Source organism: Lewinella sp. (assembly GCF_050633125.1).
GTDB lineage: Bacteria > Bacteroidota > Bacteroidia > Chitinophagales > Saprospiraceae > Lewinella.
Genome location: NZ_JBOEFX010000087.1, coordinates 1 through 22,510 on the forward strand (window position 1 = coordinate 1; position 22,510 = coordinate 22,510).

The window sequence follows — 22,510 nt, forward strand, 5'->3', positions numbered from 1 at the left end:
ACCAGTGCGATCATACTTCCAGACCATTCCGCACAATCACCTCCCTGTACCACAGTGCCGATGCTTTAGGCGTACGCTTCAAGGTTTCAAAATCCACGTAATGAATACCAAAGCGTTTGGCATAACCGGAGGCCCATTCAAAATTATCCATGAGCGACCATAGCATATAGCCTTTGAGTTGCACCCCGTTTTTCATTGCACCATGGCAAGCTCCTAGGTAACCCTTTACATAAGCTAGCCTGTCTTGATCATCTACAACACCATCTTTCATCTCATCGGGGAAAGCTCCACCGTTTTCGGTGATTACAATATTTGGCCCATCATAGCGATCGTGAATCCATTCCAGTAATTTCTGACACCCCCAGGGCACAATCGCCCACCCCATCTCTGTTTTCTTCCAAGTGGGATCTACGTGAAGGTTTACATCCTGATCCTCAGAAATACCACCATTACCATAGACGTTACCCTCGAGAATCTCTCCATTGGCATCAGAAGCCAGCATCGTGGTATAATGGTTCAAGCCAAAAAAGTCTGACGACCCTTGCACCAATAGTTTTTCCTCTTCTGTAAACGTTGGCAATCTATCCCCCAACCTATCTATCATTACTTGCGGGTAGCTCCCCTTGTAAATCGGGTCAGTAAACCATGCTAGGTAAAACTCTAAAGCCCGTTGGGCTGCCGCCTTGTCTAGCTCCGAATCTGTCAATGGTTCTCGCCAGTCACAGTTATTAGTAATTCCTATTTTCCCACCTTGGTGTGCAAATTCTTCTCGATAAACGGCCGCTGCTTTGGCGTGTGCTAGTATAATATGGTGCCCAGCTAGATAAGGCTCACTATTGGACACTCTCCCCGGCGCGAAGATCCCCTGGCCATACCCCAACATAGAGATAACCCAGGGTTCATTGATGGTGATCCAATTCTTTACCCGATCACCGAAATGCTGAAAACAGACGCGGGCGTAATCAGCAAAGGAATCGGCAATGGCTTTATTTAACCAACCATCTTTCTCCATTTCTAAAGCCAAAGGAAGATCCCAGTGATACAAGGTTATCCAAGGTTCGATACCATTCGCTAACAATTCATTGATGAGCCGATTGTAAAAATCAATACCCGCTTGGTTAACTTGCTTCGTTGTTCCATCAGGCAAGATGCGGGGCCAGGAGATAGAAAAGCGATAGGCTTGCAAGCCCAACGCTTTCATCATCTGCACATCCTCCTCCATGCGATGATAATGATCACAGGCCACATCGCCATGTTCATTATTCTTTACTCGCCCAGGAATATGCGAAAATGCATCCCAGATAGAAGGACCTTTGCCATCTTCCTTTGCTGCTCCTTCAATTTGGTAGGAAGAGGTTGCTGACCCCCAGATAAAATCAGTTGGAAATTCTTTCATAAAGCTACAAGATTACCCTTCGACCAATGTACCAACTCGCTCTCCTTCCACAATCCGTTTGAGGTTGCTCGGATCGTTAATATCAAAGACGATGATCGGAATATTATTTTCCTGACAAAGCGTAAAGGCTGTCATATCCATCACACTGAGGCCTTCACTGATCACTTTAGCAAAGGTCAGCTCATCAAAGCGGGTAGCTGTAGGGTCTTTTTCCGGATCGGCACTGTAGATGCCGTCTACACGGGTACCTTTAAGGATAACGTCGGCTCCTATCTCATTGGCCCTTAAGGCAGCTGCCGAATCTGTCGTAAAATAGGGGCTGCCGGTACCTGCACTAAAAATCACTACGCGGCCTTTTTCTAGGTGCCGAATAGCACGCCGCCGAATATAAGGTTCTGCGACTTGGTTGATCGTCAAGGCAGAAACCAAACGGGTAAAAACACCGTTATTTTCCAATGAACTCTGTAGCGCCATACCGTTAATCACGGTAGCCAACATTCCCATATAATCACCCTGTACGCGTTCAATACCGGAATCTTTAGCTTGTAACCCTCTGAAAATATTTCCGCCACCAATAACTATGGCTACTTCTACTCCCAAGCCAATTAGCTCTTTGACCTGCTCTGCGTAATGCTGCAACATTTTGGAATCAATACCAAACCCTTGGTCTCCCATGAGGGATTCTCCACTAAGCTTAAGGAGTACGCGACGATATTTGATCATAAAGTGATGTATATGTTATTTTGGCAAAGATGGTAATTCTTAAAAGAACAGCACGAAAATGAATCGCAAAAAAAAGGCGAATCGTTTCCGATTCGCCTTTCTTATTACTTAACCTAAAGTTACGTGTTTGAAGTCCGTAACAGTAAGGCCTTTTTCAACGCTGTTTAAGTAACCAGCGATATTTTGTTTGCTGTCCTTCACAAACGCTTGATTTAACAAGGTGTTGTCCTTGAAGAACTTGTTCAGCTTTCCTTTAGCAATCTTGTCCAGCATAGCTTCTGGCTTACCTTCCTTGCGCGCCAGTTCAATACCGATTTCGATTTCTTTGTCGATGATAGACTGGTCTACACCGTCCTTATCTACCGCTACCGGCTTCATCGCTGCTACTTGCATAGCTACGTCGCGGCCAGCTTCGTAAGCAGCATCACCGGCAGCCGAAAGGCCTACGATAACACCAGCTTTGTTGCCCATGTGGATATAAGGAGCTACTACCGCAGCTTCCAAACGCTCGTAAGACAACTCCATCTTCTCAGTGAACTTAGTCACCAAATCATTCAATGCAGATGCAACAGTACCATTAGCAGTAGCAGCGTCCATCAACTCTTCCTTGCTTGCAGGGAAAGCCTTCAGGGCAGCTTCTGCAATAGCATTAACGCCATCGACAAATTCCTGATTCTTAGAAACGAAGTCGGTCTCTGAACTCAACTTTACTATTACACCACGAGTTTTGTCTTCGCTTACCAGTGCTATTACAGCACCTTCATTGGCTTCATTGTCTGCACGTTTAGCAGAAACTTTCTGGCCTTTCAAACGAAGAACTTCAATGGCTTTATCAAAATCGCCAGCTGATTCGTTCAGGGCTTTTTTGCAATCCATCATCCCTGCGCCAGTCATATCGCGCAGTTTCTTAATGTCAGCAGCAGTTACGCTCATTTTGACTTTAAATTTTAAAAGATTAAGAGTTTGAGAATAGTAGCGGTTTAACCAAATCTGTCAATCATTGGTTCCGGCAGTATACTATGATTTCTCTTTCTCCGCCTTATCACTCTTGCGGTCTTGCTTTCCCAACTTGATCATCTCAGTGATGTAGTTGGTAATGATAGCAATCGACTTAGAGGCATCATCGTTACCAGGAATTGGGTAATCCACTTGGTTAGGGTCAGAGTTAGTATCAACGATACCAATTGTACGTACACCCAACTTGTGTGCTTCCGCAATCGCAATGTGCTCGTGGTGAATATCCACGATGAACATAGCAGAAGGAGTACGGTTCAGATTGGCAATACCACCTAATACTTTATCCAACTTAGCATGTTCACGCGTCAGCGTCAAACGCTCCTTCTTGGTGATGCTACTCAAAGAACCATCTGCCAACATCCGCTCGATATTCTGCATCTTACGTACAGAACGACGAATAGTAGCAAAGTTGGTCATCATACCTCCCAACCAACGATCCGTTACGTAAGGCATATCTACGCTACGTGCTGCATCAGCAACAATCTCGCGTGCTTGCTTCTTGGTAGCAACGAATAAAATTTTCTTACCCGCTTTGGCCATCTGACGAGCCGCTTGTCCCGCACGCTCCAAACATTCGCTGGTACGGTTCAAATCGATCAGGTGAATTCCTTTGCGCTCCGCGAAGATATAAGGAGACATCTTAGGGTTCCACTTCTTCTTGAGGTGACCGAAGTGTACACCAGACGCGAGCAACTCTTTATAATTAGGCTTTTCCATTATTAATTTTTGACTTTTTTGAACACTTGCTTGCCTCATAGGCAGCGGCCAGCATTCATCATCTAATCATTTTAGTTTTCTGAAAAACAAGCAAAGTTGCTTTCCAAAACACCAAATATTAACGCTTAGAGAACTGGAAGCTCTTACGTGCCTTAGGCTTACCGTACTTCTTACGTTCAACTACACGTGCATCTCGCATCAAGAACTTCTGGTCCTTGAGAGCCTTGCGGAAGTCTTCGTTAAGCTTCACCAACGCACGGGCAATCGCCATACGAATAGCTTCAGCTTGTCCTTTATAACCGCCACCGTCTACGTTTACTTTGATATCGTAGATCTTGCTATCAATCTCAACAGTGCTGAATGGATCAAGCACTTTGTGTTGAATATGAGACTGGGGAAAGTATTCGGTCAAAGTCTTACCATTAATGGTAACAACACCAGTGCCCTGCGTCAAATAAATGCGGGCAACAGCTGCTTTTCTTCTCCCGATCGTATTGATCATTTCCATATTATCGTAGAAAATTTACGTTCTATTATTAAAGTTCCATCGCTTCTGGCTTCTGAGCAACATGAGGATGCTCTGCACCAGCGTAAACGAACAGTTTCTTGTATTGCGCACGACCTAGCTTGGTCTTAGGCAACATACCTTTTACGGCAGTTTCCACAATCGCAATTGGCTTTTTCACCAACAGTTCTTTCGCTTTGGTTGCTTTCTGACCACCTGGATAACCAGTGTGACGCAGGTAAGTCTTCTGGTCCATTTTCAGGCCAGTGAAACGAACCTTATCTGCATTAATCACGATTACGTAGTCCCCATTGTCAAAATGCGGAGTGTAATCAGGCTTATGCTTACCACGCAGTACGCTAGCAATCTTCGTAGACATACGGCCTACAATCATCCCCTCAGCGTCGATGATGTGCCACTTACGATCTACCGTTGAAGGCTTTGCCGACTGTGTTTTATAGCTTAATGTGTTCACTATAAATGACTTTATTGTTGTTAAATATTGGGCTTTCTTCCAGTCTTCACTACCCGCCGCTTAAAGCTAATCGGATAACTCCTCTTTCAAAAGCCGTGCAAAGGTAATACCCTTTATCAAAAAAAAGAAGCTTTCTTCAAAAAAAATCACACACCTCCCTTCATAAGTCACTGAAAAACAGTCAAAATATCGCACAAAAATTTTAGTGGCCACGTTCATCCCTTAAAAAAAGTGCCCTCTTCAACGCTTTAGTTCATATCAATACCCAACCCTAGACGAATTCAAAAAACACGTTTAATCTCTCGCTTCTTCGCTGGGCGCCTCCCTCCACTAGGGTTCCGGGCCGGGTCGTCCACCACTCGCTGTTCGCTCGGCCCTCCTGGCGTCGGGCGGCCCTCATCGGGCCTGGTTCCCACCCCTGGCGCGAGGTACCCCTTTCGCAGCAAGTATACCTTATTATAGCACCAGCTAGCTAAAGGCGCAGTCGAAACACACCTCTGCCTCTAATCATCACGGAACAATTTCCGACCAGATAGCAGCACAGCTCTTTTTGAATCAAAAAAATATAAGAAGAAATTTACATGTCCTCATATAGGGTTCAAATTGACCAACACAGCAAGCTATTCTTTAAAGATTCCTCCCTTTTGTGATTCCAAAAAAAGCTACCTTTGCAGCATGATTGAAGCCTTCAAATCGTCACCCGTATTATTACTTTTCGTGGTCTCTGCCATCGGCTACTGGATCGGCAATATTCCTATCCGTGGTGCCAAATTGGGCGTGGCCGCCGTCCTTTTCGCCGGCCTGGCTGTTGGAGCTGTAGACCCTGGGTTGGCAGTGCCTGATATTATTATCGTTTTGGGGCTTTCCATGTTTGTATACACCATTGGACTCAGTAGCGGCCCCAGTTTCTTCTCTACTTTTCGAGCACAAGGGTTACGTAATTTTGCCTTCATCATTGTCATGTTGGGGCTCTCTGCACTGATCACTATTGGCATGTACTTTCTCTTTGATCTTGATGCTGCTACCGCTGCCGGGCTGCTCGCCGGTAGCTCTACCAATACGGCTTCTCTTGCTGGCTTGCTAGACCTCATCCAGCTTTCACAACCTGCCGAACTACAAGAAGCCATGTCCAACGCGGCGGTGGTGGGCTATTCTCTCTCCTATCCGATGGGCGTTCTTGGCGTTATGTTTGCCATCAACATCATGCAAAAATGGCTCAACATTGACTACAAACAAGAGGCTGCCCAACAGGCTGGTGACCTCTTCACCAGTGAAAACATTACCAGAAAAACCATTGTCATTACCAATCCAGAGATGGAGAGAAAAACCATCCGTGCCATTTTTCAACATTTCCAGCACCGACTTGTCTTCGGTCGGATGCAACGGAGTGGTATCGACGAGCTCCCCAACATGGACACCCGCCTACAATTAGGTGACCGCCTGGTACTTGTCGGAAACGCCAAAACCATTGATGAAGCTATCGTCTTATTAGGTAGAGCCGATGTAAAGGAGCTTTCTTACGACCGCAGCTCCTATGATGTTCGCCGTTTGTTTGTTTCCAATCCCAATATTGCTGGCGAAAAAATTGCGTCGCTCAATCTGACTGAAAAATTCTCTACCATTATTACCAGAGTCCAACGCGGCGATGTAGACCTACTGGCCAGCGGCAATACGGTGCTGGAGCTAGGGGATCGCGTACTGCTCGTCGCTCGCCGCACCGATTTCGACGAACTGAAAAAGCTTTTTGGCAACAGTTACGAGGCCCTCAACCATATTAACTTGCTATCTTTTGGCTCCGATATGGCGCTCGGGTTGCTTCTAGGAATGGTCACCTTCACTTTACCAGGAGGCGTTTCTTTCAATCTTGGCTTTGCTGGCGGTCCACTTATTGTAGCCTTGATATTAGGAGCCTTGCGCCGAACCGGGCCTATTGTCTGGACACTCCCCTTTGGTGCCAACCTCGTGCTGCGACAACTAGGCCTTATTTTACTCTTGGCCAGTATAGGTATCCGATCAGGGCACACCTTCCTCAATACCATTTTAGCTGGTGGAGGTGGGTGGCTTTTCCTGGCAGGGACAATTATTGCCACCGGAACTGCTTTTATCACTCTCTGGCTGGGCTACCGCTGGCTACGGATTCCCTTCGGTTTACTAACGGGAATGGTCGCTACGCAACCGGCTATTTTGGAACATGCCCTTCATCAGGCCGGAAACAAATTGCCAACACTAGGCTATACCCTAATCCTTCCCATTGTATTGATTACAAAAATCCTTTTCGTCCAACTCTTATTTGCCTTTTTAAGTTGAGACTACTCAAGTCTTTGAAATCCATTTATATTTGCCTCAGCCAGTTATTTCTGGTCTAGCAATCCTGTAGAATGCGGAAAACACTAGCACGCATCATAGTTTTTGGTTTATTCTTGCTGCCCTTAAACGTGGTGGCACAGCTCACTGTTATCATAGACCAACTACCAGAATACACCCCACAGGAAGACAGCATTTACCTGGTTGGAAGTTTTAACAATTGGAAACCCAATGATCAAAACTTCCGTTTTCATAAACTTAGCGACGGAAGCTGGCAGTATAGCTTCCTTACCCCCATGCCCGATTTTGAATTCAAAATCACTCGTGGCTCTTGGGTAAAGGTAGAAGGAGGGCATGTCAGTGAACCCATTGGCAACCACTCCTACACGTATACTGGCAAACAAAAGGACACTCTAAGGATTTCGGTAGAAGCCTGGGAAGATCTCAAGGAAGAAATCCCTTACCGAGACACGCTTCCCATTAAAATTATTAGCCTGCCGGAAAACACACCGATAGATGCTGCTCTCTATGTCGTAGGCTCTTTTAATGGTTGGTCGCCGGGCGATCCAGACTTCAGAATGGAACGCGACTCTAACGGGTATTTTCGAACAACCATTCCTATCAGAACCAACATTACGGAATTCAAAATCAGCCGTGGCAACTGGAATACCGTCGAAAGTCGAGAGAACGGCCTCTCGCGACCCAATCGCCTTTTTAACTATACAGAAGACAGCAAAGAAGAACTACTTCAAATTGAAATTGCCAACTGGGAGGATCTGGCTGGTAATCGGATCAATTGGTACGCAATGGTAATGCTATTAGCAGCGCTACAGGGCCTTTTGCTGGTTATTGCTATCAACAGCTTCAAAGAGCGGCACCGCCGTACAAACCGTATTTTATCTTTACTAATCATTGTTTTATCAGCCACCTTTCTAGCTCGTATTGGTGCATTTGACCGGGATATCTTTCAGCAGTACCCCAAAATCATACTGCTGCCCGATTTAATATACTTTGCCTATGGGCCTCTTTTTTGGCTTTACCTACGTTCCCTTACCCCAATCACCCCCTACAGGTGGCGATGGTTTTGGCATTTCCTCCCATTAGCGCTGGTTGTTCTGATTTACTTACCCCAGATTTTCAAAACCAACTTTGACTTCATTACGCAGGTCGTCAATCTTCAGTTACGCCCTGTATTTATCAGTATTGCAGCTATTGGTCTATTATTTAATTCGTTTTATTGGCTGCGTAGTCGGCGATTCCTTCAACAATTGAATACTGATTATGCCGCAGATGCGTTACCTATTCTCAGTTTTTTGCGCACCGTATTTTATCTCCACACCTTGTGCTTGTTACTTTGGCTAAGTACCTACCTCGTAGGAGCTGCCGGACTTTGGCTGGGATTCAACTGGACTCCTATTACAGACAGGATGATCGATGCCACTTGGCTTGTACTGGCTATCGGTGCCTATACCATGGGCTATTACGCTATGCGGCAACCACAAATTTTCCGGAGTGCTCAACTCAATTTCATCACGCCATCTACACAGTCTCAGCCGCCCACCTCCTCAAATGTGCCGATCAAGGCTGCTCTTGCGACTCATTTGGCGACTCCAACGTCTTCTCTCTTGACGGCACCACAAGAAGAATTCCGCTTATTGGAGAAGCTTATGGAGGAGCATCGGCCTTACCTCAATCCTGGACTTAGTTTGGGGGAGCTCGCCGATCTTGCCAAAACACCTAGTCATCAAATCTCCAAATTGATAAATGATCAATTTGGGAAAAATTTTTTCGACTATATCAATAGCCATCGCATCAAAAGCTTTCAGCATCGCATAGAGAAGGGGGACCATAACGAGCGTACCATTCTTAGCCTAGCGCTCGAAGCAGGTTTCAATTCAAAAACGGCTTTCAATCGGGCCTTCAAGAAGCAAACGGGCATTACTCCTCGCGAATATCTTCGCCAACACGGAAATTCATAAAAACCTACCAATCAGCGATTTAAAAGTACCACTTTCCAAAGTACCACTTTTCAACCACTAACTACGACCACCTTATAAACTGGTGCGACATAGCCACTTTCTTACCTTATGTTTACAACAGCGTAATTATCTAGATAAAGCAGCTAGGATACAGTAGATGGTATAAATCTATTGCCTTTTATATCTATAATTATCGCCATCTCAAACTACACCTATGAAACGGATTGTCCTGCCGTAGTTTTTATACTACACCATTACAAAACATCCGGGACCATCGGTTTTAATAGGATAGGACGGGGGAGTAATGAAACGTTCATTACTCCCCTTCTTTTTTATCATAAAAATAAGAATCCCGAACCTCGCACTGGGCAAGACTCGGGATATCTAAGCTTCGTTACAAGCATTAATCAATTGGATGGTGCTTAAATCTGTCCTTCCAGTGCTGTCGAACGGCTGTAGTTCATAATGCGCTGGAGACTACGTTTGGGCGCTGTAAATTTCACTTTAGGAAACTGACGTTTGCTCATGCGCAGTTGTTCTAGTTCTTGGGCCAGTACCGGATCACGACGAAGCGCATCCTGGACGGCCAATCGCAGTGAAAGACTGGTTTCGGCATATAGATAAGCCATCAAATCTTCAGGTGTAAAATTTTGCTTCATGAAAGGCATTTATGGCGTTGAAAAAATTTATACTAAAACAAGGAAAAGGTAGGTCTTATTGTTTATTAGGTATATATTTTTTTGTTAAAGGGCTGGTTACTAGTTATTGACTACGAAAGCAACCTTTTATTCTATTCGATACCACACTTGAGTTCGATAAAGCCCGGTCCAATGTTTTCCACGAACTTGTAGCTCGTCTGGCTTACCCTCTTCAAACCATATACTGCAACCATAAGTACTGCCAGATTCCGGGTCTAGAATCGTCCCATTTTTCCAATAATCTCGGTACACTTCTAAGTTTTCAACAATGACCATCCCTACAATCAATTTATTCTTTTTGTCGCCTTCACAGGCCTCGCAAAGCGTATCGTTTGGTTTTAGCAGCAGGTCAGTGATTTTGCCGAATAGCTTACCATTCTGTTCGTAGATTTCTATCTTGGATCTGGCTTCGCCCGAATTATCATCGATTGTCTTCCAAATACCAATTGGAGATTGTGCCTGTGCGCATACAAAGGTCACCAATAATAGCAGCGTACTTAATCCGTACTTCATAATAAGAATGTTTTATCGGTAAACGCCGGAGTCCGTTTTTTGTTATTGAAGACCTTCAAAGAACTCTTATTCTTGCTATCTTCCGCAAAAATTAGCCCTTACCACAATTATGGATTTCCTTACTATTATTCGTTACGCCTGGATGGCCTACGACAGTACCCGTCCCATCAAGCGCATTACCGATATCAGCGCTATGGTATCGACCAACCATGTCTACAAAATTCGTTTGGAGGATGGCAACAATATCATCGCAAAGCTTTCTTATTTCGGAAAATATGAGCATTTCGTAGAAGACCACACGATCATTAATGCACTATCTAACAATCTGCCTGTTCGCTACGAGAATTTCCTCTCTCGGGCATTGATGAAGGGTAATCAATTGTTTTTCCATCGTTTCCAGAACGATATCATTGATGCTTGGGTGGTCTTCTTTCGCCCGATTAAAATTAAGAAGAGCCTGCCCCGCCGCTTAGAAGACCAAGATATCGCCCAGTTGGGCAAAGAGTTTGCGGAGTTTCACAAAAGCTGTAGCCTGATTCGGCATACGCTGCCGATTACCTCCAAAAACATGACCACAGACATTAATCAACTGCTACTAGAGGTCGACGATGAGTTTCCTCAACACGCGGATTACATCAAAAAGCAGTGTGACCTTTTTCTAAACAACACCTACAAAATCAATGTCCACGGATTTGAAAAAATCCCAGTTTTTGTTGACTGGAACATCGGAAATTTTTCTATGTCTTCGAATGGTAAATTTTATTCCCGCTGGGACTACGATTGGTTCAGAATGAGTTCACGAATCGTTGACTTTTATTTTATCAGCAGAATTGTCTCCAATGTAGGGGATCGTACGCTATTCACCTACAATGTAGACACCCTCATGGAAGACCGCTTTCTATTATTTTTAAAGCATTACCACGAAATCTACCCTCTCACTAAATCGGAAATTTTATTTTTGCCAGAGGCTTATCGTTTTTTCCTCTTGAACTATGTCGTTCGCGAAGGCAATTACTTCTTCCGTAAATCTATTGCTGCTCAGCTTCAACACGAAGTTTTCGAGCAACATTTACCAAATATCGAGCAAGTGTTTTCCGCCGATAAAATTTTACAGACACTAGGACTATAAAATATCATCTTCTCTGACCGTTTTTTTCATTAGCCCAAAAGACAGTCAGCGAACCAAACCTCAGAAATGCACAACGCTTCTTTTCTAGACATTGCAGACGGCTTCAAAGCGATTTTTTTAGATTCTTACGGAGTCGTCAAAAACCATCGAGGCCTCATTCCTGGAGTTGAAGCCAACATCAACGAGCTGCGTCGGCGGGGCAAAGTCATCAGAATCCTGACCAACGATGCCTCCCGCAGTCCAGAACAACAATCAGAGCGCTTTGCCCAACAAGGACTGCTTGGCATTCAGCCGGAAGAGGTCATCACTTCCGGCATGATGGCCAAAATGTTTCTGGCCCAAAAAGTCAACAGCGGACGAGTGGCTTATTTAGGTACTGCCAACTCTGCTCATTATATTTTAGATGCTGATCTCCGGGCCGTGCCCGTAAGCTCGCTGGATCTCGACAACTGTGACGATGTCACTGCGATGGTTTTTCTTGATGACGAAGGCTTTGACTGGAACCACGACATAAATACTACCGTTAACCTTTTGCGTAAGCAAAACATTCCGGCTATCGTTGCCAATGGAGACAAACTCTACCCTGTAGCTAAAAATGATGTCTCGATTGCCACTGGCGGGATTGCCAAGTTGGTAGAAAGTATCCTCAACCGGAAGTTTATCCATTTCGGCAAGCCTGATACCCAAATGTTTAATCATGCTTTTGAAAACATCAATCAATACGGGACGTTTGACAAGAGCGACATCCTAATGGTAGGCGACACCCTGCATACTGACATCTTGGGGGGTAACAAATTTGGAGTAATGACCATGCTCGTACTTTCTGGTAACACCAGCGAAAAAGAAGTGGATATTCGGGTTCGCTCCACCGGGATTATTCCCGATTTTATTTGTGAATCAATTGTGGCATAAGGAGAAAACATCTATCCAGGACAGCCTAGATGCAGCGGATGGAGAACACAACTAGTTTAACCTTTGTAATTAGGCTTCTTGTTTAAACAATCGTCAAGCTATGAAAAAGGGAATGCTATTATTGGTCGCCATATTTAGCCTAAGTGCCTGTTGCGATGATGAACTGCTGCAAATAAATGATTGTGTAACAACAATCGATGATTATACGATGCCAGCGCTGGAAGTGATCGATTCATCGATAGCAGCATGCATCGACTGCCCGATTGATTGTCAAGAAATTTTTTCTACAGCAATTCCCTACGATTACTTTTACCCCTGTTTCAACCCTACAAATCCTGATCAAATCGCTTACTACCAGTATGACAATAGTACCCAACAATTGACTTATGAACTATGGGTGGCTGATTTTTGTAAAAACGAAAAACGCTTGATTGCCAATAACGCATTATACGGACTAAACTGGGGCGTCAATGATTATTTAGTGTACACCGGTAATGACCAAAATATTTGGAAAATAAAACCCAATGGAGATAGCCTTACACAACTCACTTTTAGTGGTGATTACAATCGTTACCCAAAGTGGAGCCCTGATGGCAGTAAAATGCTCTACAATAAAAGCATAGGAGCACGTAATTATTACCTCTTAATGGATGCAGATGGAATAGTTTTAGATACTCTTGATGCCTTGGCAGGTGCTGCTGCTTTTTCGTGGATGGATGAACATAGAATATGCTACCTCGTTGCAGACACCTCTCTTCCTTTTACCACTAGCCTGAATTATTACAACCTGAATACGGAAGAAGTAACTTTTTTACATCATTTAACGAATACTCACAATAACGACTTATTAATTATTAATACGGCATTCTCTCAGGAAGACAATGTAATTTTTTGGTGTGCCCTCGGAACTATAGGAAAAACAGACCTCGTTAGTGGTAATTATGAAATAATTAGAGAAAGGTTATACCAAGAGCATTTTAAATTTTTAAGCTTTAACCCAGACAGGGACGAAATTCTATTCAATAAAGCCTCTCGGAAATACCATGACTACTGCCAATTTGATACAGATTATGGATTTTTCCTCATTAATACTGATGGCAGCAACCAACGTAGGGTAACACTACCAGAATAGGCTATCAATTCCTCTTATTAAAGCATTGTTGATAAACCTGAAGGAACTAATTGCCGCTGCTTATTATTGAAGCTATCTAAAGTTTTCCGTACCTTTGCGGTCGCAAAAAAGTAAAGTATGATGTTTCCGGCCATTTGGTTCTATTAGCTGCTTTGACAGCCATCTTATCTTGTAGCCTACAGCTACCCTATCTCCTTTTTTGAATCACTGCTTTACTTTACCCTTCCAATTTAACATTATGCTAGATAAATTAGCTGCCATTCACGATCGCTTCCGCAATTTGGAAGAACAGTTATCAGATCCTTCTGTCATCACTGACATGGATCGATTTCAGAAGGTCAACAAAGAATACAAAAAGCTACAACCTGTTGTAGAAGCTTATCATCAATACCAAGAGTTGCTTGGTAATATAGAAACGGCCAAAGAGATGCTCCGTGACCCGGAGATGAAAGAGATGGCAGAGATGGAAATGGAGGAACTAAAGCCTCAAAGAGAAACACTGGAGGAGGAGATCAAGGTCATGCTAATTCCTCGTGACCCAGAAGATGAACGCGATGTTATCTTTGAAATACGCTCTGGCACTGGTGGTGACGAAGCCAGTATTTTTGCGGGAGACTTACTACGGATGTACTCTCGTTATTTCGATGAGATGGGCTGGAAATACGAGCTGCTTTACGAAAACGAAGGAAGTGCTGGCGGTTACAACAAGGTAGTAGTAGAAGTAAGCGGAGAAGATGTATTCGGACGCCTCAAGTTTGAGTCTGGTGCACACCGGGTACAAAGGGTTCCCAGGACAGAGTCTCAGGGCCGAGTACATACCTCGGCAGCCACCGTTGTTGTCATGCCCAAGTTGGAGATGGAAGATGTAGACATCAAGAAATCCGATCTTAAAATTGACACCTTCCGGGCCAGCGGCGCGGGTGGTCAGCACGTCAACAAAACAGAATCCGCCATTCGGATCACCCACTTACCTACGGGTACTGTTTCCGAAAGCCAGGACGGCCGTTCTCAGCACAAAAACAAGGAGATCGCAATGACCCAACTGCTCCGCCGTATTCAGGAACAAAAGCGGGAAGAACACGAAAACAAGTTGGCCTCTAAACGCAAGAGTCTTGTAGGTACAGGCGACCGTTCTGACAAGGTCAGAACCTACAACTATCCTCAAAACCGGGTCACCGATCACCGTATCGGCCTTACCCTTTACAATCTTGATCAGATTATAGAAGGCCAGGTAGGCCCAGTCATCGAAGCACTCCAGCTTGCTGAAAATGCTGCCAAGATGGAAGAAGGGATGGTGTAATTAGTTCATTAGAAAGAAGGATGGTAATTTAGCTATTCACTTTCTAATCGACTAGTCATGAAAAAATCCATTCTCCTTATTTTCAGTATTTGTTGTTGCCTACTGCTTAATGCTCAGGAAGATAAAGCCGCTGTTGTCGTCCTGCCTGCTGAAGTGAGTACGACAGACCAGCAAGTCACCATCAATGGCAAAAATATTCCCCTAACGGCCAAGGCCGGCACGATGCAACTCCGTGATGAAAACAATGAGGTGATTGCCCTCTTTGGCTTCACCAGTTATGTTCAAAAAAATGGCACTCCCGACCGGCCTATTGTCTTTGCGTACAACGGCGGTCCTGGTTCTTCTTCCTTTTGGTTGCACATGGGCGTATTGGGCCCCAAGCGTATTGTAGTCAATGACCCCGATTTCACAGCAGCAGCACCTTACCCACTCGTTAATAATGAGTACTCCATCCTAGACATTGCGGATTTGGTGATGATCGACCCCGTAGGAACCGGACTTAGTATTCCTACTGGTAAGGCCGAATTCAAAGATTTCTGGGGTGTTGACCAAGATATTCGCAGTATCAGTCTTTTCATCACCCAGTATTTGATTGAGAACGACCGGCTCAATTCTCCTAAGTTTCTACTAGGAGAGAGTTACGGCACCTTCCGGAATGCAGGTGTGATGAAGCATTTACTTTCACAAGGTATTGCAATGAATGGCGTCATTATGGTTTCTGCGGTATTTGACCTCCGAACACTTTTGTTCCCTCCAAATGACGACATGCCTTACATTGCTCATTTCCCTACCTATGCTGCTACGGCCTGGTACCATAAAAAAAGCCTGACACGGCACGGTGACCTGGAGCTTTTCCTTGAAGAGGTCCGGAAATTTACGGTAGAGGAATACGTTCCTGCGCTTTTCCTGGGAGATCAAATCAGCGCGGAGCGGAAGCAGGAAGTTGCAGAGCGCTTAGCGATGTACTCCGGTTTGAGCAAGGAATTTTGGCTACGTGCTGATCTGCGCGTAAAAGCAGGAGAATACTTTCAGGAACTACTCCGGGAAGAAGGAATGACCGTTGGTCGACTGGATTCTCGCTACAAAGGCACCAACGAAGATTTGCTCAGTCAGTTTGCTGATTATGATCCGCAAAGCAGGGCGATTTCTCCGGCTTACATCACTAGGTTTCTGGACTACTTCCATCGCGAACTTGGCGTAAGTAAAGACCTTATGTACACCATTACCGCTGGCCGTAGAGATGGCTTTAAATGGGACTGGAGCCATCAAGGCAACATTATATGGAACGCCAATGCAGCTGTAAACACAGCACCAGACATGGCGGCTACCCTTACGCAAGACCCCAACATGAAGGTACTTATCCTGAATGGTTACTATGATTTGGCAACTGTTTTTTACGGGGTAGAACACACCATCGATCACTTGGGGCTAAAACCAGAACTAAAGGACAACATTATTATGAAGTACTACGAAGCTGGTCACATGATGTATACCCATAAACCTTCATTGATTAAATTCAAGGAAGATGTTGCTGATTTTATTCGGAACTGTACAGAGTAATGTCCACGGCCTGCTTACATCCAATAGAACCACATGGCGTGGATGGTAAGTAAGACAAACAACAAAGGGAAGAGGAGAATAAGACGGCTTTTGTTTTCCATGGCAGGTTGTTTTGATTCAAACCTACAGGGAATCGTCCTTCTTCTCTACCCTGTTTGCGTAAGCGTTGGGGCTTAATGAGTAAGTGTTTTGACCACATCGTCATATTGTTCAGAAAACATTTGACGATGTGGTCAAATACTAAAAGTCCAAGCCTAAAGAAATATGCAATTTGGGATCTTGCACGAGGCGCGTTTCCAAGCCCCAGGCGTAGTCAACACGAATTAGATATCCAAAGAGGAGCATCCTTGCTCCCACTCCGTAACTAAATACCAATGGATCGCGGAAATAAACAACCCGAGCAGTAACCGGACTAAAGACCGTTGGGTTTTCCGGGAACGTGGTGGTATTCAGTGGGTTTTCATCGCTATAGGGGTCTGGTCCGCTCCAGGCAGTACCGGCATCAAAGAAAGCGACGGCCTGGAAGTTGCGGAAGAATGGAGACCGAATGCGTTCGGAGAAGTAGCGAAAGACCGGTACCCTAAGCTCTGCATTGGTCAAAACATAAGCATTACCATTGCGGATATTAATATCAAAACCTCTAAGATTATTAGCTAAAGTAACAAAACCGGCAGGGTCGGATGGTGTAGGAATATTATTATTGAACGAGGGCAACAACCAATTGTCTGTACCTCCTAAATAGTAAAGCACCTTGTCCCGTCCAAAAGAAACAGCACCTGCCAGGCGGAAGGCCAGTATAGAACGTTTGTCAATTTTAAGGTAATGACGAGCATCTACCCCGGCTACGCCCATAAAGCCACGCGCTACATCAAATTCAAATTTAGGGTCTAGGGTAGCACTAAAAGACTTGTAGTACTCGGTATAGAACTTCATTCGTGTACCCTGACGTAGGTTAAGTGCTAGGTCAAGTGTATTATCAAACACATACTCCAATCGCAAACCAATCCGTTGGGTACGATCCGGAGCGGGAGCATCCTCCAACGCCGTTTGGTCGGTTGCCAAGTATTGTACCCTATCCCGGCGGATTGTACTCGTTGCACGCAGACTTTGGAAAATATCCAAAGGAAAGCGAACACCATACTGACCGAGCACCACATTATTTTCTTTCCTCCACGGAACAAAAGACTCCCCTTCTTCTGAGAATCGTTGATTACGACGATAAATCGCATAATAATGGTCTAAACGGCGCTTACGACTCTGCATAGTAAGAAAGTATTCTGTACCATTAAAACTGGTGGGCAAGCGCACCCCTCCCTCTACTACATAATCCTCAAAAAGGTCTTTAAAGTTGGCTTTTAGTAATAAACTCAGGGGCTGGGTATTGAATCCATCAGGGTTGGCAGCGTAACTATCCAGGCCTTCGAACAGCAGACCATTGTCCATATTAAAAGTCACAAAATCCGTCCGAAAGGTCGTCCGGTAAGGTGTAATCCGCCCTGGCCGGAAGCGATAAACATCACTATTTGTTTTATCCCTTACGGTAGCCGCCTTCTGGGGGATGGGGTCAAAATTATTGATATCCTCCAATGACGAAGCTGGGTTTACAGGCGCTGTACCTGTCTCTGGCTTTGGCTCCGCAAAAGTTTCCTGTTCCGAAAATTCACTCTGAAACAGGTAATTATCAATATCAATGATCTCGGTACTATCAACGGCAGCTGGAGCTGGAGGTAATTCTGGAATAAATTCTTCTGGCGGTGGTAGTGTTTCAATGTTCAGCTCTTGCTCGCTAGGGGGTAAATCTTCCACCAACTGTGTATCGACTAAGCCTGATGGCACAAGCGTCATTTCCTGTTTTGCTAAAACAACTTTTCGGTCATTCTGGAAAATCGTGTTATTGACAGCCGGAGTGGTAGCTGCATCCAATTGACGTAGTAATATCGTCCCTGGGGCTGTACCTGGGCTAGGGAAATATTCTAGTACCCTCCCTGTACGTAGGGCTACATTTTGGTAAAAAATGTTTTTATCATAGTTCGTGGACGCTGCCACTACTGCTCGTTCTTTGACAATAGGATAAACGACAATTGTATCAATCAAGGTAGTATCCAACATGGTGAGGCTCGAATCAGCGTGCAGAACGATTTCTGTCCCATCTTCTAACTCAATACGTTGCTCGTAGTGATCAATATAATCTTCCAGGTAACCAACTTCACGATTGTAAAACCCGCTCCGATCGGAGAGATAAGCAAAATAGGTAGTATCAATACCAATCGGCTGCCGTTCATTGGCCAGTGGTGTATCTGTCACTCGCACCAACTCCCCTGGCCTGTTGGTAAGGTCGTAATAGAATAAATCAAAAGTGGTAATGGGCAGAATGGTATCCAGGCCTTTAGCCTCCAGAGAAGTCGTTGCCCTATTGGAGGCAAACAATATCCCGGTACGATCCCTGACTTTAACCGGCACAGCGTCGAGGTCATCCCAAAAATCAGTGGTAATCCGCTGTGACTGGCGCGTAGCAGGATAGTAGAGAAAAATATCAGAAAAACCCCTTACTGCTGCCGAAAACACCATTGTCGAAGGATTGACGTATTCAACACTATAGACCCTGTGATACTCGGTACTTAGCTCTTCCGTTATTTCTTTCTTTTCCAATAAATTATAGCGCAATAAGCGAGGACGATCACGGTTTTCATACAAAATGGCAAGCTCTTGACCGCTGGGGTTCCATGCCAATATCGGATAATTGTAATCCGTTGCCTGGATTGCATTGCGGAAGCCACTCTTGAAGATCATTTCCCGCTCACCAGTTTGCACATCTTGCATAAAGACCTTGTAACGGCCAATCTCATTAATCACATAAACCACTCGCTGCCCATCCGGGCTAATTTTCAATTGAGTTAATGGAAGCTCTTTCTTATTCTTTATCACTACCTCTTGTCCCTCTGGAGCATTTCTGTTCTGAGAATCAATGGCATATCTTTTTTCAAAATAACCTTGCCAATCATTTAGTGTAATCTGGTAAGGTGTTCCTAAGACATAGAGGAAACCACTTTCGACACTGCGGTTAATCCGGGTCAGATAAAGCAAATTGGAGACTGTTGGTTTGCCGTACAATTCCGCTATATAATACCAAAAAGCATGGCCTACCAGCTTGGGGTAATCTACGGCCATTTCTTCAAACCCAGGGTAAAGCCCTGAGCTTAACAATTGCCTCAATTGGTCATCCTGCTGGGTATTCCATTCTTCGCCAATATAGCCTACCAGACCTTCTTTAAACCAATCTGGCAGATTCAACAGGACTGCATTTTGTACGATCTCCTGCAAATTTGCACCAAAAAGCATGGCTTCCAGATAAACAGAAGCAATCCCTTCCCGAATTTGCCGCCGCAGATCATTATGATCACCATTGAAATAGACAAAGATTTTATTACCTGCTATTTTTGTTTGCCCTGCTACATTGGTAAAAGCCTCATCATTCCCGATATTGCTCTGCTTCAGATCCGTCAAATCGACATAAGTGATGATCTGAATTTTTTCATTCATCCTATGTTCCAGAATACTTTGGATATACGCAAAATCGTACTCTGCCATCTGTACTACCGACTGCCCAATATTCCGTGCCTCTCCATACCAATAAGTAATAAAGTTATCGCTCTCATACTCCATCCACTCATCAAAATCGCGATGATGCTGTACCCTGTTTTTCCCAAAGGTCACCTGAGAGGTCTGCGCCATGAGCAACTGGCTAGTTGCCAAAAGGCAAAATATACTTAAGTAAGAGAGGAAAGGATAGCGTAGTTTGCGCATAGCAGTATTTTTACAAAAATAGGGGGAAAGCGGAAGATGCTAAAAAATCAATACCTGAACGGGGCATTTTGTTTAGTGACCTACAGTATTTGGCTACTTTTGTAGGAATATAACTGAGACTTGGTCTTAAACAGGACTTAAGATATCCCTTTTTTCAATAAAAAGGAAGTGAAAAACTTTAGATCAGCTACTATAAAACAGGAAAACTATGGCACAAGTTGTGCAAATGACATTTAATCCTTTTCAGGAAAACACCTATATCGTATACGATGAAACCCGCGAGTGTATCATATTCGATCCCGGTTGTTTTGAAACGCACGAAAAGCAGGCACTTCGCACGAAGATTGAAGAACTCGGGTTGCGCCCTGTCCGGCTTATCAACACTCATTGCCATCTGGATCATGTGTTTGGTAATAAGTTTGTTGCAGAGACTTACCAACTTCCCTTGGAAATTCACGCATTAGAAGTTCAAGTCCTGGCTGCCGTGCCCATGGTTTGTCAGATGTACGGCCTGCCTATCCCCGAAGAAAGCCCAGAGCCCGGTAAATTCCTTAAAGAAGGAGAAACAATCAACTTCGGAAACACTAGCCTGGAAATGTTGCTTACACCGGGTCATTCACCTGGCAGTTTGAGTTTTTACTGTGCAGCAGATAAATTTGTGATTGCAGGAGACGTACTCTTCTATGGAAGCGTCGGCCGGAGTGATCTACCTGGAGGAGACCATGCGACACTTATCAATGCCATCAAAACACAGTTGCTCCCCTTAGGTGATGACATTACTGTTCACCCTGGACATGGCCCAGCTACCCGTATAGGTTATGAGCGCAAAAACAACCCGTTTTTGAACTAAGCGCTTAGCTGAACTTTTATCGAACACCCCGTTAAAAGTCCTCTACTCAACCTCCTACCAATGGCACAAGACACTATAACAGATCGCCTAGCAGAGGCTTATAGCCCCGCCAATTTCCGGGCACTGGGCCACCAACTCATCGACTTATTAGCCGACCATTTGGAAAAGACCCAAGATCCGGAAAATCAGCAATTGATTAATTACCGAGAGCCAGAAGAGGAGTTGAAATTTTGGCAAAATGACCTTGCTAAAGCCGGAAAAGAAGGAGCATCTTTGACTTTCTTTGAGGATATTCTGGAGCATTCCATTCACTTGCATCACCCTCATTACATTGGGCACCAAGTGTCGGTACCTGCGCCTGTAAATGCCTTAGCAGGGATGGTCTCAGATATCCTCAGCAACGGTACAGGTGTTTATGAAATGGGCATGGCCTCCAATGCCTTAGAACGAGTAGTTACCGATTTTACTGCTCAACAAATTGGTTATCCCGCAACCGCTAGCGGCTTTATTACCTCAGGTGGAACACTTGCCAATCTCACTGCTTTGCTTGCTGCCCGTGCTGCTAAAGCCCCTCAGCAAGTATGGACGAAAGGCCATGAAGAAAAACTGGCCATCATGGTTTCTGAGGAGGCGCATTATTGCGTGGATCGAGCTGCTCGAATATTGGGGATGGGCAGCGAAGGAATCATTAAAATCCCCGTAGATGAGCAGTTTAAAATCCGTACAGAATTGCTCGAAGATCACTATCAGGAGGCTATTACTAAAGGGCGTATTCCTATTGCACTGATCGGTTGTGCCGGCTCTACCGCTACGGGCTCCTACGACGACCTGAATACACTGGCAGACTTTTGTGAGCAGCATCAACTTTGGTTTCATATTGACGGTGCTCATGGAGGAGCAGTAGCCTTTTCTGACAAATACAAACACTTGGCAACAGGGATAGAGCGGGCCGATACTATTGTGCTCGATTATCACAAAATGCTGATGACACCTGCACTAAATACAGCTCTCTTGTTCAAAGAAGGCCATCGTTCTTACGATACCTTTATTCAGCGAGCACAATACCTTTGGGAGGCAGAACAATCCCCTGAGTGGTATCATTCTGGCAAGCGTACTTTCGAGTGTACTAAGCTCATGCTTTCCATCAAAGTATATGCTACGCTAAGGTGCCATGGGCCCCGTATTTTCAGTGACAACGTCGATCGGCTTTATGATCAGGCACGGAATTTTGCTCAAATACTAAGCGAGGCCCCCGATTTTGAGTTGGCTGTTCAGCCAGAAGCCAATATCCTTAATTTCCGGTACACCGGAATACCGCGTGAAGAATGGGACATAAAAAACGGCCAAATTCGGCAACGATTAGTAGAGCTCGGCAGTTTCTACATTGTGCAAACCGTCATCAATAACGAACGTTGGCTTCGAGCTACGGTAATGAACCCATTTACAGACGGCCAGCATTTTCAAAAATTATTAGCGATCATCCGTACCATTTAGCA

The 22,510-nt window shown here is 44.7% G+C and carries 18 protein-coding genes; 9 read left to right on the forward strand and 9 right to left on the reverse strand.

The genetic code is table 11. From position 1 onward, the window contains the following. Nucleotides 1–10: 10 nt before the first annotated feature. The 6 genes from ACRBG0_RS18945 to rplM all read right to left on the reverse strand — a co-directional run bounded on the left by ACRBG0_RS18945 (nt 11) and on the right by rplM (nt 4,833). A complete protein-coding gene (locus ACRBG0_RS18945) occupies nt 11–1,396 on the reverse strand; it encodes a GH1 family beta-glucosidase (RefSeq protein WP_431488429.1) in 1,386 nt (461 codons plus the stop codon). Nucleotides 1,397–1,408: 12 nt separating this feature from the next. Further along, nucleotides 1,409–2,119 (reverse strand): UMP kinase, encoded by a 711-nt coding sequence (gene pyrH / locus ACRBG0_RS18950; RefSeq protein WP_431488430.1) that lies wholly within the window; start codon nt 2,117–2,119, stop codon nt 1,409–1,411. A 108-nt stretch (nt 2,120–2,227) separates the two neighbouring features. After that, nucleotides 2,228–3,052 carry a translation elongation factor Ts gene (tsf, locus tag ACRBG0_RS18955; RefSeq protein ID WP_431488431.1) on the reverse strand — a complete coding sequence of 275 codons (825 nt, stop codon included), beginning with the start codon at nt 3,050–3,052 and terminating at the stop codon, nt 2,228–2,230. Between the two features lie 84 nt (nt 3,053–3,136). Continuing rightward, nucleotides 3,137–3,853, reverse strand: a complete 717-nt coding sequence (gene rpsB, locus ACRBG0_RS18960; RefSeq protein ID WP_431488432.1) for a 30S ribosomal protein S2 — start codon at nt 3,851–3,853, stop codon at nt 3,137–3,139. Between the two features lie 118 nt (nt 3,854–3,971). Further along, nucleotides 3,972–4,361, reverse strand: coding sequence for a 30S ribosomal protein S9 (gene rpsI / locus ACRBG0_RS18965; protein WP_431488433.1), 390 nt, complete (start codon nt 4,359–4,361; stop codon nt 3,972–3,974). A 28-nt stretch (nt 4,362–4,389) separates the two neighbouring features. Continuing rightward, nucleotides 4,390–4,833, reverse strand: coding sequence for a 50S ribosomal protein L13 (gene rplM / locus ACRBG0_RS18970; RefSeq protein WP_431488434.1), 444 nt, complete (start codon nt 4,831–4,833; stop codon nt 4,390–4,392). 675 nt (nt 4,834–5,508) lie between these two features. Here rplM and ACRBG0_RS18975 point away from each other — a divergent pair. Continuing rightward, nucleotides 5,509–7,140, forward strand: a complete 1,632-nt coding sequence (locus tag ACRBG0_RS18975; protein WP_431488435.1) for an aspartate:alanine exchanger family transporter — start codon at nt 5,509–5,511, stop codon at nt 7,138–7,140. A gap of 71 nt (nt 7,141–7,211) precedes the next feature. Beyond that, nucleotides 7,212–9,116: a helix-turn-helix domain-containing protein gene (locus tag ACRBG0_RS18980; protein WP_431488436.1), complete on the forward strand. Its 1,905-nt coding sequence runs from the start codon at nt 7,212–7,214 to the stop codon at nt 9,114–9,116. 422 nt (nt 9,117–9,538) lie between these two features. Here the strand turns inward: ACRBG0_RS18980 and ACRBG0_RS18985 are convergent, their stop codons facing one another. After that, nucleotides 9,539–9,784 (reverse strand): hypothetical protein, encoded by a 246-nt coding sequence (locus ACRBG0_RS18985; RefSeq protein WP_431488437.1) that lies wholly within the window; start codon nt 9,782–9,784, stop codon nt 9,539–9,541. A gap of 117 nt (nt 9,785–9,901) precedes the next feature. Further along, entirely contained in the window at nt 9,902–10,327 is a 426-nt protein-coding gene (locus ACRBG0_RS18990; RefSeq protein WP_431488438.1) for a DUF2147 domain-containing protein, read from the reverse strand. Nucleotides 10,328–10,436: 109 nt separating this feature from the next. On the opposite strand from ACRBG0_RS18990, the gene ACRBG0_RS18995 reads away from it, so the two are divergent. From ACRBG0_RS18995 to ACRBG0_RS19015, 5 genes are all read left to right on the forward strand, one after another. Further along, complete coding sequence (locus ACRBG0_RS18995) at nt 10,437–11,456, forward strand: hypothetical protein (protein ID WP_431488439.1); 1,020 nt, start codon at nt 10,437–10,439, stop codon at nt 11,454–11,456. Between the two features lie 66 nt (nt 11,457–11,522). After that, the gene (locus ACRBG0_RS19000) at nt 11,523–12,368 is read left to right on the forward strand and encodes an HAD-IIA family hydrolase (protein WP_431488440.1); all 846 of its coding nucleotides are present in this window, start codon (nt 11,523–11,525) and stop codon (nt 12,366–12,368) included. A 100-nt stretch (nt 12,369–12,468) separates the two neighbouring features. Continuing rightward, on the forward strand, nt 12,469–13,500 hold the full coding sequence (locus ACRBG0_RS19005) for a TolB family protein (RefSeq protein ID WP_431488441.1): 1,032 nt from the start codon (nt 12,469–12,471) through the stop codon (nt 13,498–13,500). 238 nt (nt 13,501–13,738) lie between these two features. After that, nucleotides 13,739–14,800, forward strand: coding sequence for a peptide chain release factor 1 (prfA, locus tag ACRBG0_RS19010; RefSeq protein WP_431488442.1), 1,062 nt, complete (start codon nt 13,739–13,741; stop codon nt 14,798–14,800). Between the two features lie 57 nt (nt 14,801–14,857). Beyond that, a complete protein-coding gene (locus ACRBG0_RS19015) occupies nt 14,858–16,360 on the forward strand; it encodes a S10 family peptidase (RefSeq protein ID WP_431488443.1) in 1,503 nt (500 codons plus the stop codon). Between the two features lie 240 nt (nt 16,361–16,600). Here ACRBG0_RS19015 and ACRBG0_RS19020 read toward each other — a convergent pair whose 3' ends face one another. Then, on the reverse strand, nt 16,601–20,164 hold the full coding sequence (locus tag ACRBG0_RS19020) for a hypothetical protein (RefSeq protein ID WP_431488444.1): 3,564 nt from the start codon (nt 20,162–20,164) through the stop codon (nt 16,601–16,603). Nucleotides 20,165–20,372: 208 nt separating this feature from the next. On the opposite strand from ACRBG0_RS19020, the gene ACRBG0_RS19025 reads away from it, so the two are divergent. Next, nucleotides 20,373–21,014: an MBL fold metallo-hydrolase gene (locus tag ACRBG0_RS19025; protein WP_431488445.1), complete on the forward strand. Its 642-nt coding sequence runs from the start codon at nt 20,373–20,375 to the stop codon at nt 21,012–21,014. A 60-nt stretch (nt 21,015–21,074) separates the two neighbouring features. After that, nucleotides 21,075–22,508, forward strand: coding sequence for a pyridoxal phosphate-dependent decarboxylase family protein (locus ACRBG0_RS19030; protein WP_431488446.1), 1,434 nt, complete (start codon nt 21,075–21,077; stop codon nt 22,506–22,508). Nucleotides 22,509–22,510 lie beyond the last annotated feature (2 nt).

Bases quoted from the DNA above. Each gene is read 5' to 3' on its own strand.
- ACRBG0_RS18945 (WP_431488429.1), bottom strand. From the start codon at position 1,396: ATGAAAGAATTTCCAACTGATTTTATCTGGGGGTCAGCAACCTCTTCC.
- pyrH (WP_431488430.1), bottom strand. From the start codon at position 2,119: ATGATCAAATATCGTCGCGTACTCCTTAAGCTTAGTGGAGAATCCCTC.
- tsf (WP_431488431.1), bottom strand. From the start codon at position 3,052: ATGAGCGTAACTGCTGCTGACATTAAGAAACTGCGCGATATGACTGGC.
- rpsB (WP_431488432.1), bottom strand. From the start codon at position 3,853: ATGGAAAAGCCTAATTATAAAGAGTTGCTCGCGTCTGGTGTACACTTC.
- rpsI (WP_431488433.1), bottom strand. From the start codon at position 4,361: ATGGAAATGATCAATACGATCGGGAGAAGAAAAGCAGCTGTTGCCCGC.
- ACRBG0_RS18975 (WP_431488435.1), top strand. From the start codon at position 5,509: ATGATTGAAGCCTTCAAATCGTCACCCGTATTATTACTTTTCGTGGTC.
- ACRBG0_RS18980 (WP_431488436.1), top strand. From the start codon at position 7,212: ATGCGGAAAACACTAGCACGCATCATAGTTTTTGGTTTATTCTTGCTG.
- ACRBG0_RS18985 (WP_431488437.1), bottom strand. From the start codon at position 9,784: ATGCCTTTCATGAAGCAAAATTTTACACCTGAAGATTTGATGGCTTAT.
- ACRBG0_RS18990 (WP_431488438.1), bottom strand. From the start codon at position 10,327: ATGAAGTACGGATTAAGTACGCTGCTATTATTGGTGACCTTTGTATGC.
- ACRBG0_RS18995 (WP_431488439.1), top strand. From the start codon at position 10,437: ATGGATTTCCTTACTATTATTCGTTACGCCTGGATGGCCTACGACAGT.
- ACRBG0_RS19000 (WP_431488440.1), top strand. From the start codon at position 11,523: ATGCACAACGCTTCTTTTCTAGACATTGCAGACGGCTTCAAAGCGATT.
- ACRBG0_RS19005 (WP_431488441.1), top strand. From the start codon at position 12,469: ATGAAAAAGGGAATGCTATTATTGGTCGCCATATTTAGCCTAAGTGCC.
- prfA (WP_431488442.1), top strand. From the start codon at position 13,739: ATGCTAGATAAATTAGCTGCCATTCACGATCGCTTCCGCAATTTGGAA.
- ACRBG0_RS19015 (WP_431488443.1), top strand. From the start codon at position 14,858: ATGAAAAAATCCATTCTCCTTATTTTCAGTATTTGTTGTTGCCTACTG.
- ACRBG0_RS19020 (WP_431488444.1), bottom strand. From the start codon at position 20,164: ATGCGCAAACTACGCTATCCTTTCCTCTCTTACTTAAGTATATTTTGC.
- ACRBG0_RS19025 (WP_431488445.1), top strand. From the start codon at position 20,373: ATGGCACAAGTTGTGCAAATGACATTTAATCCTTTTCAGGAAAACACC.
- ACRBG0_RS19030 (WP_431488446.1), top strand. From the start codon at position 21,075: ATGGCACAAGACACTATAACAGATCGCCTAGCAGAGGCTTATAGCCCC.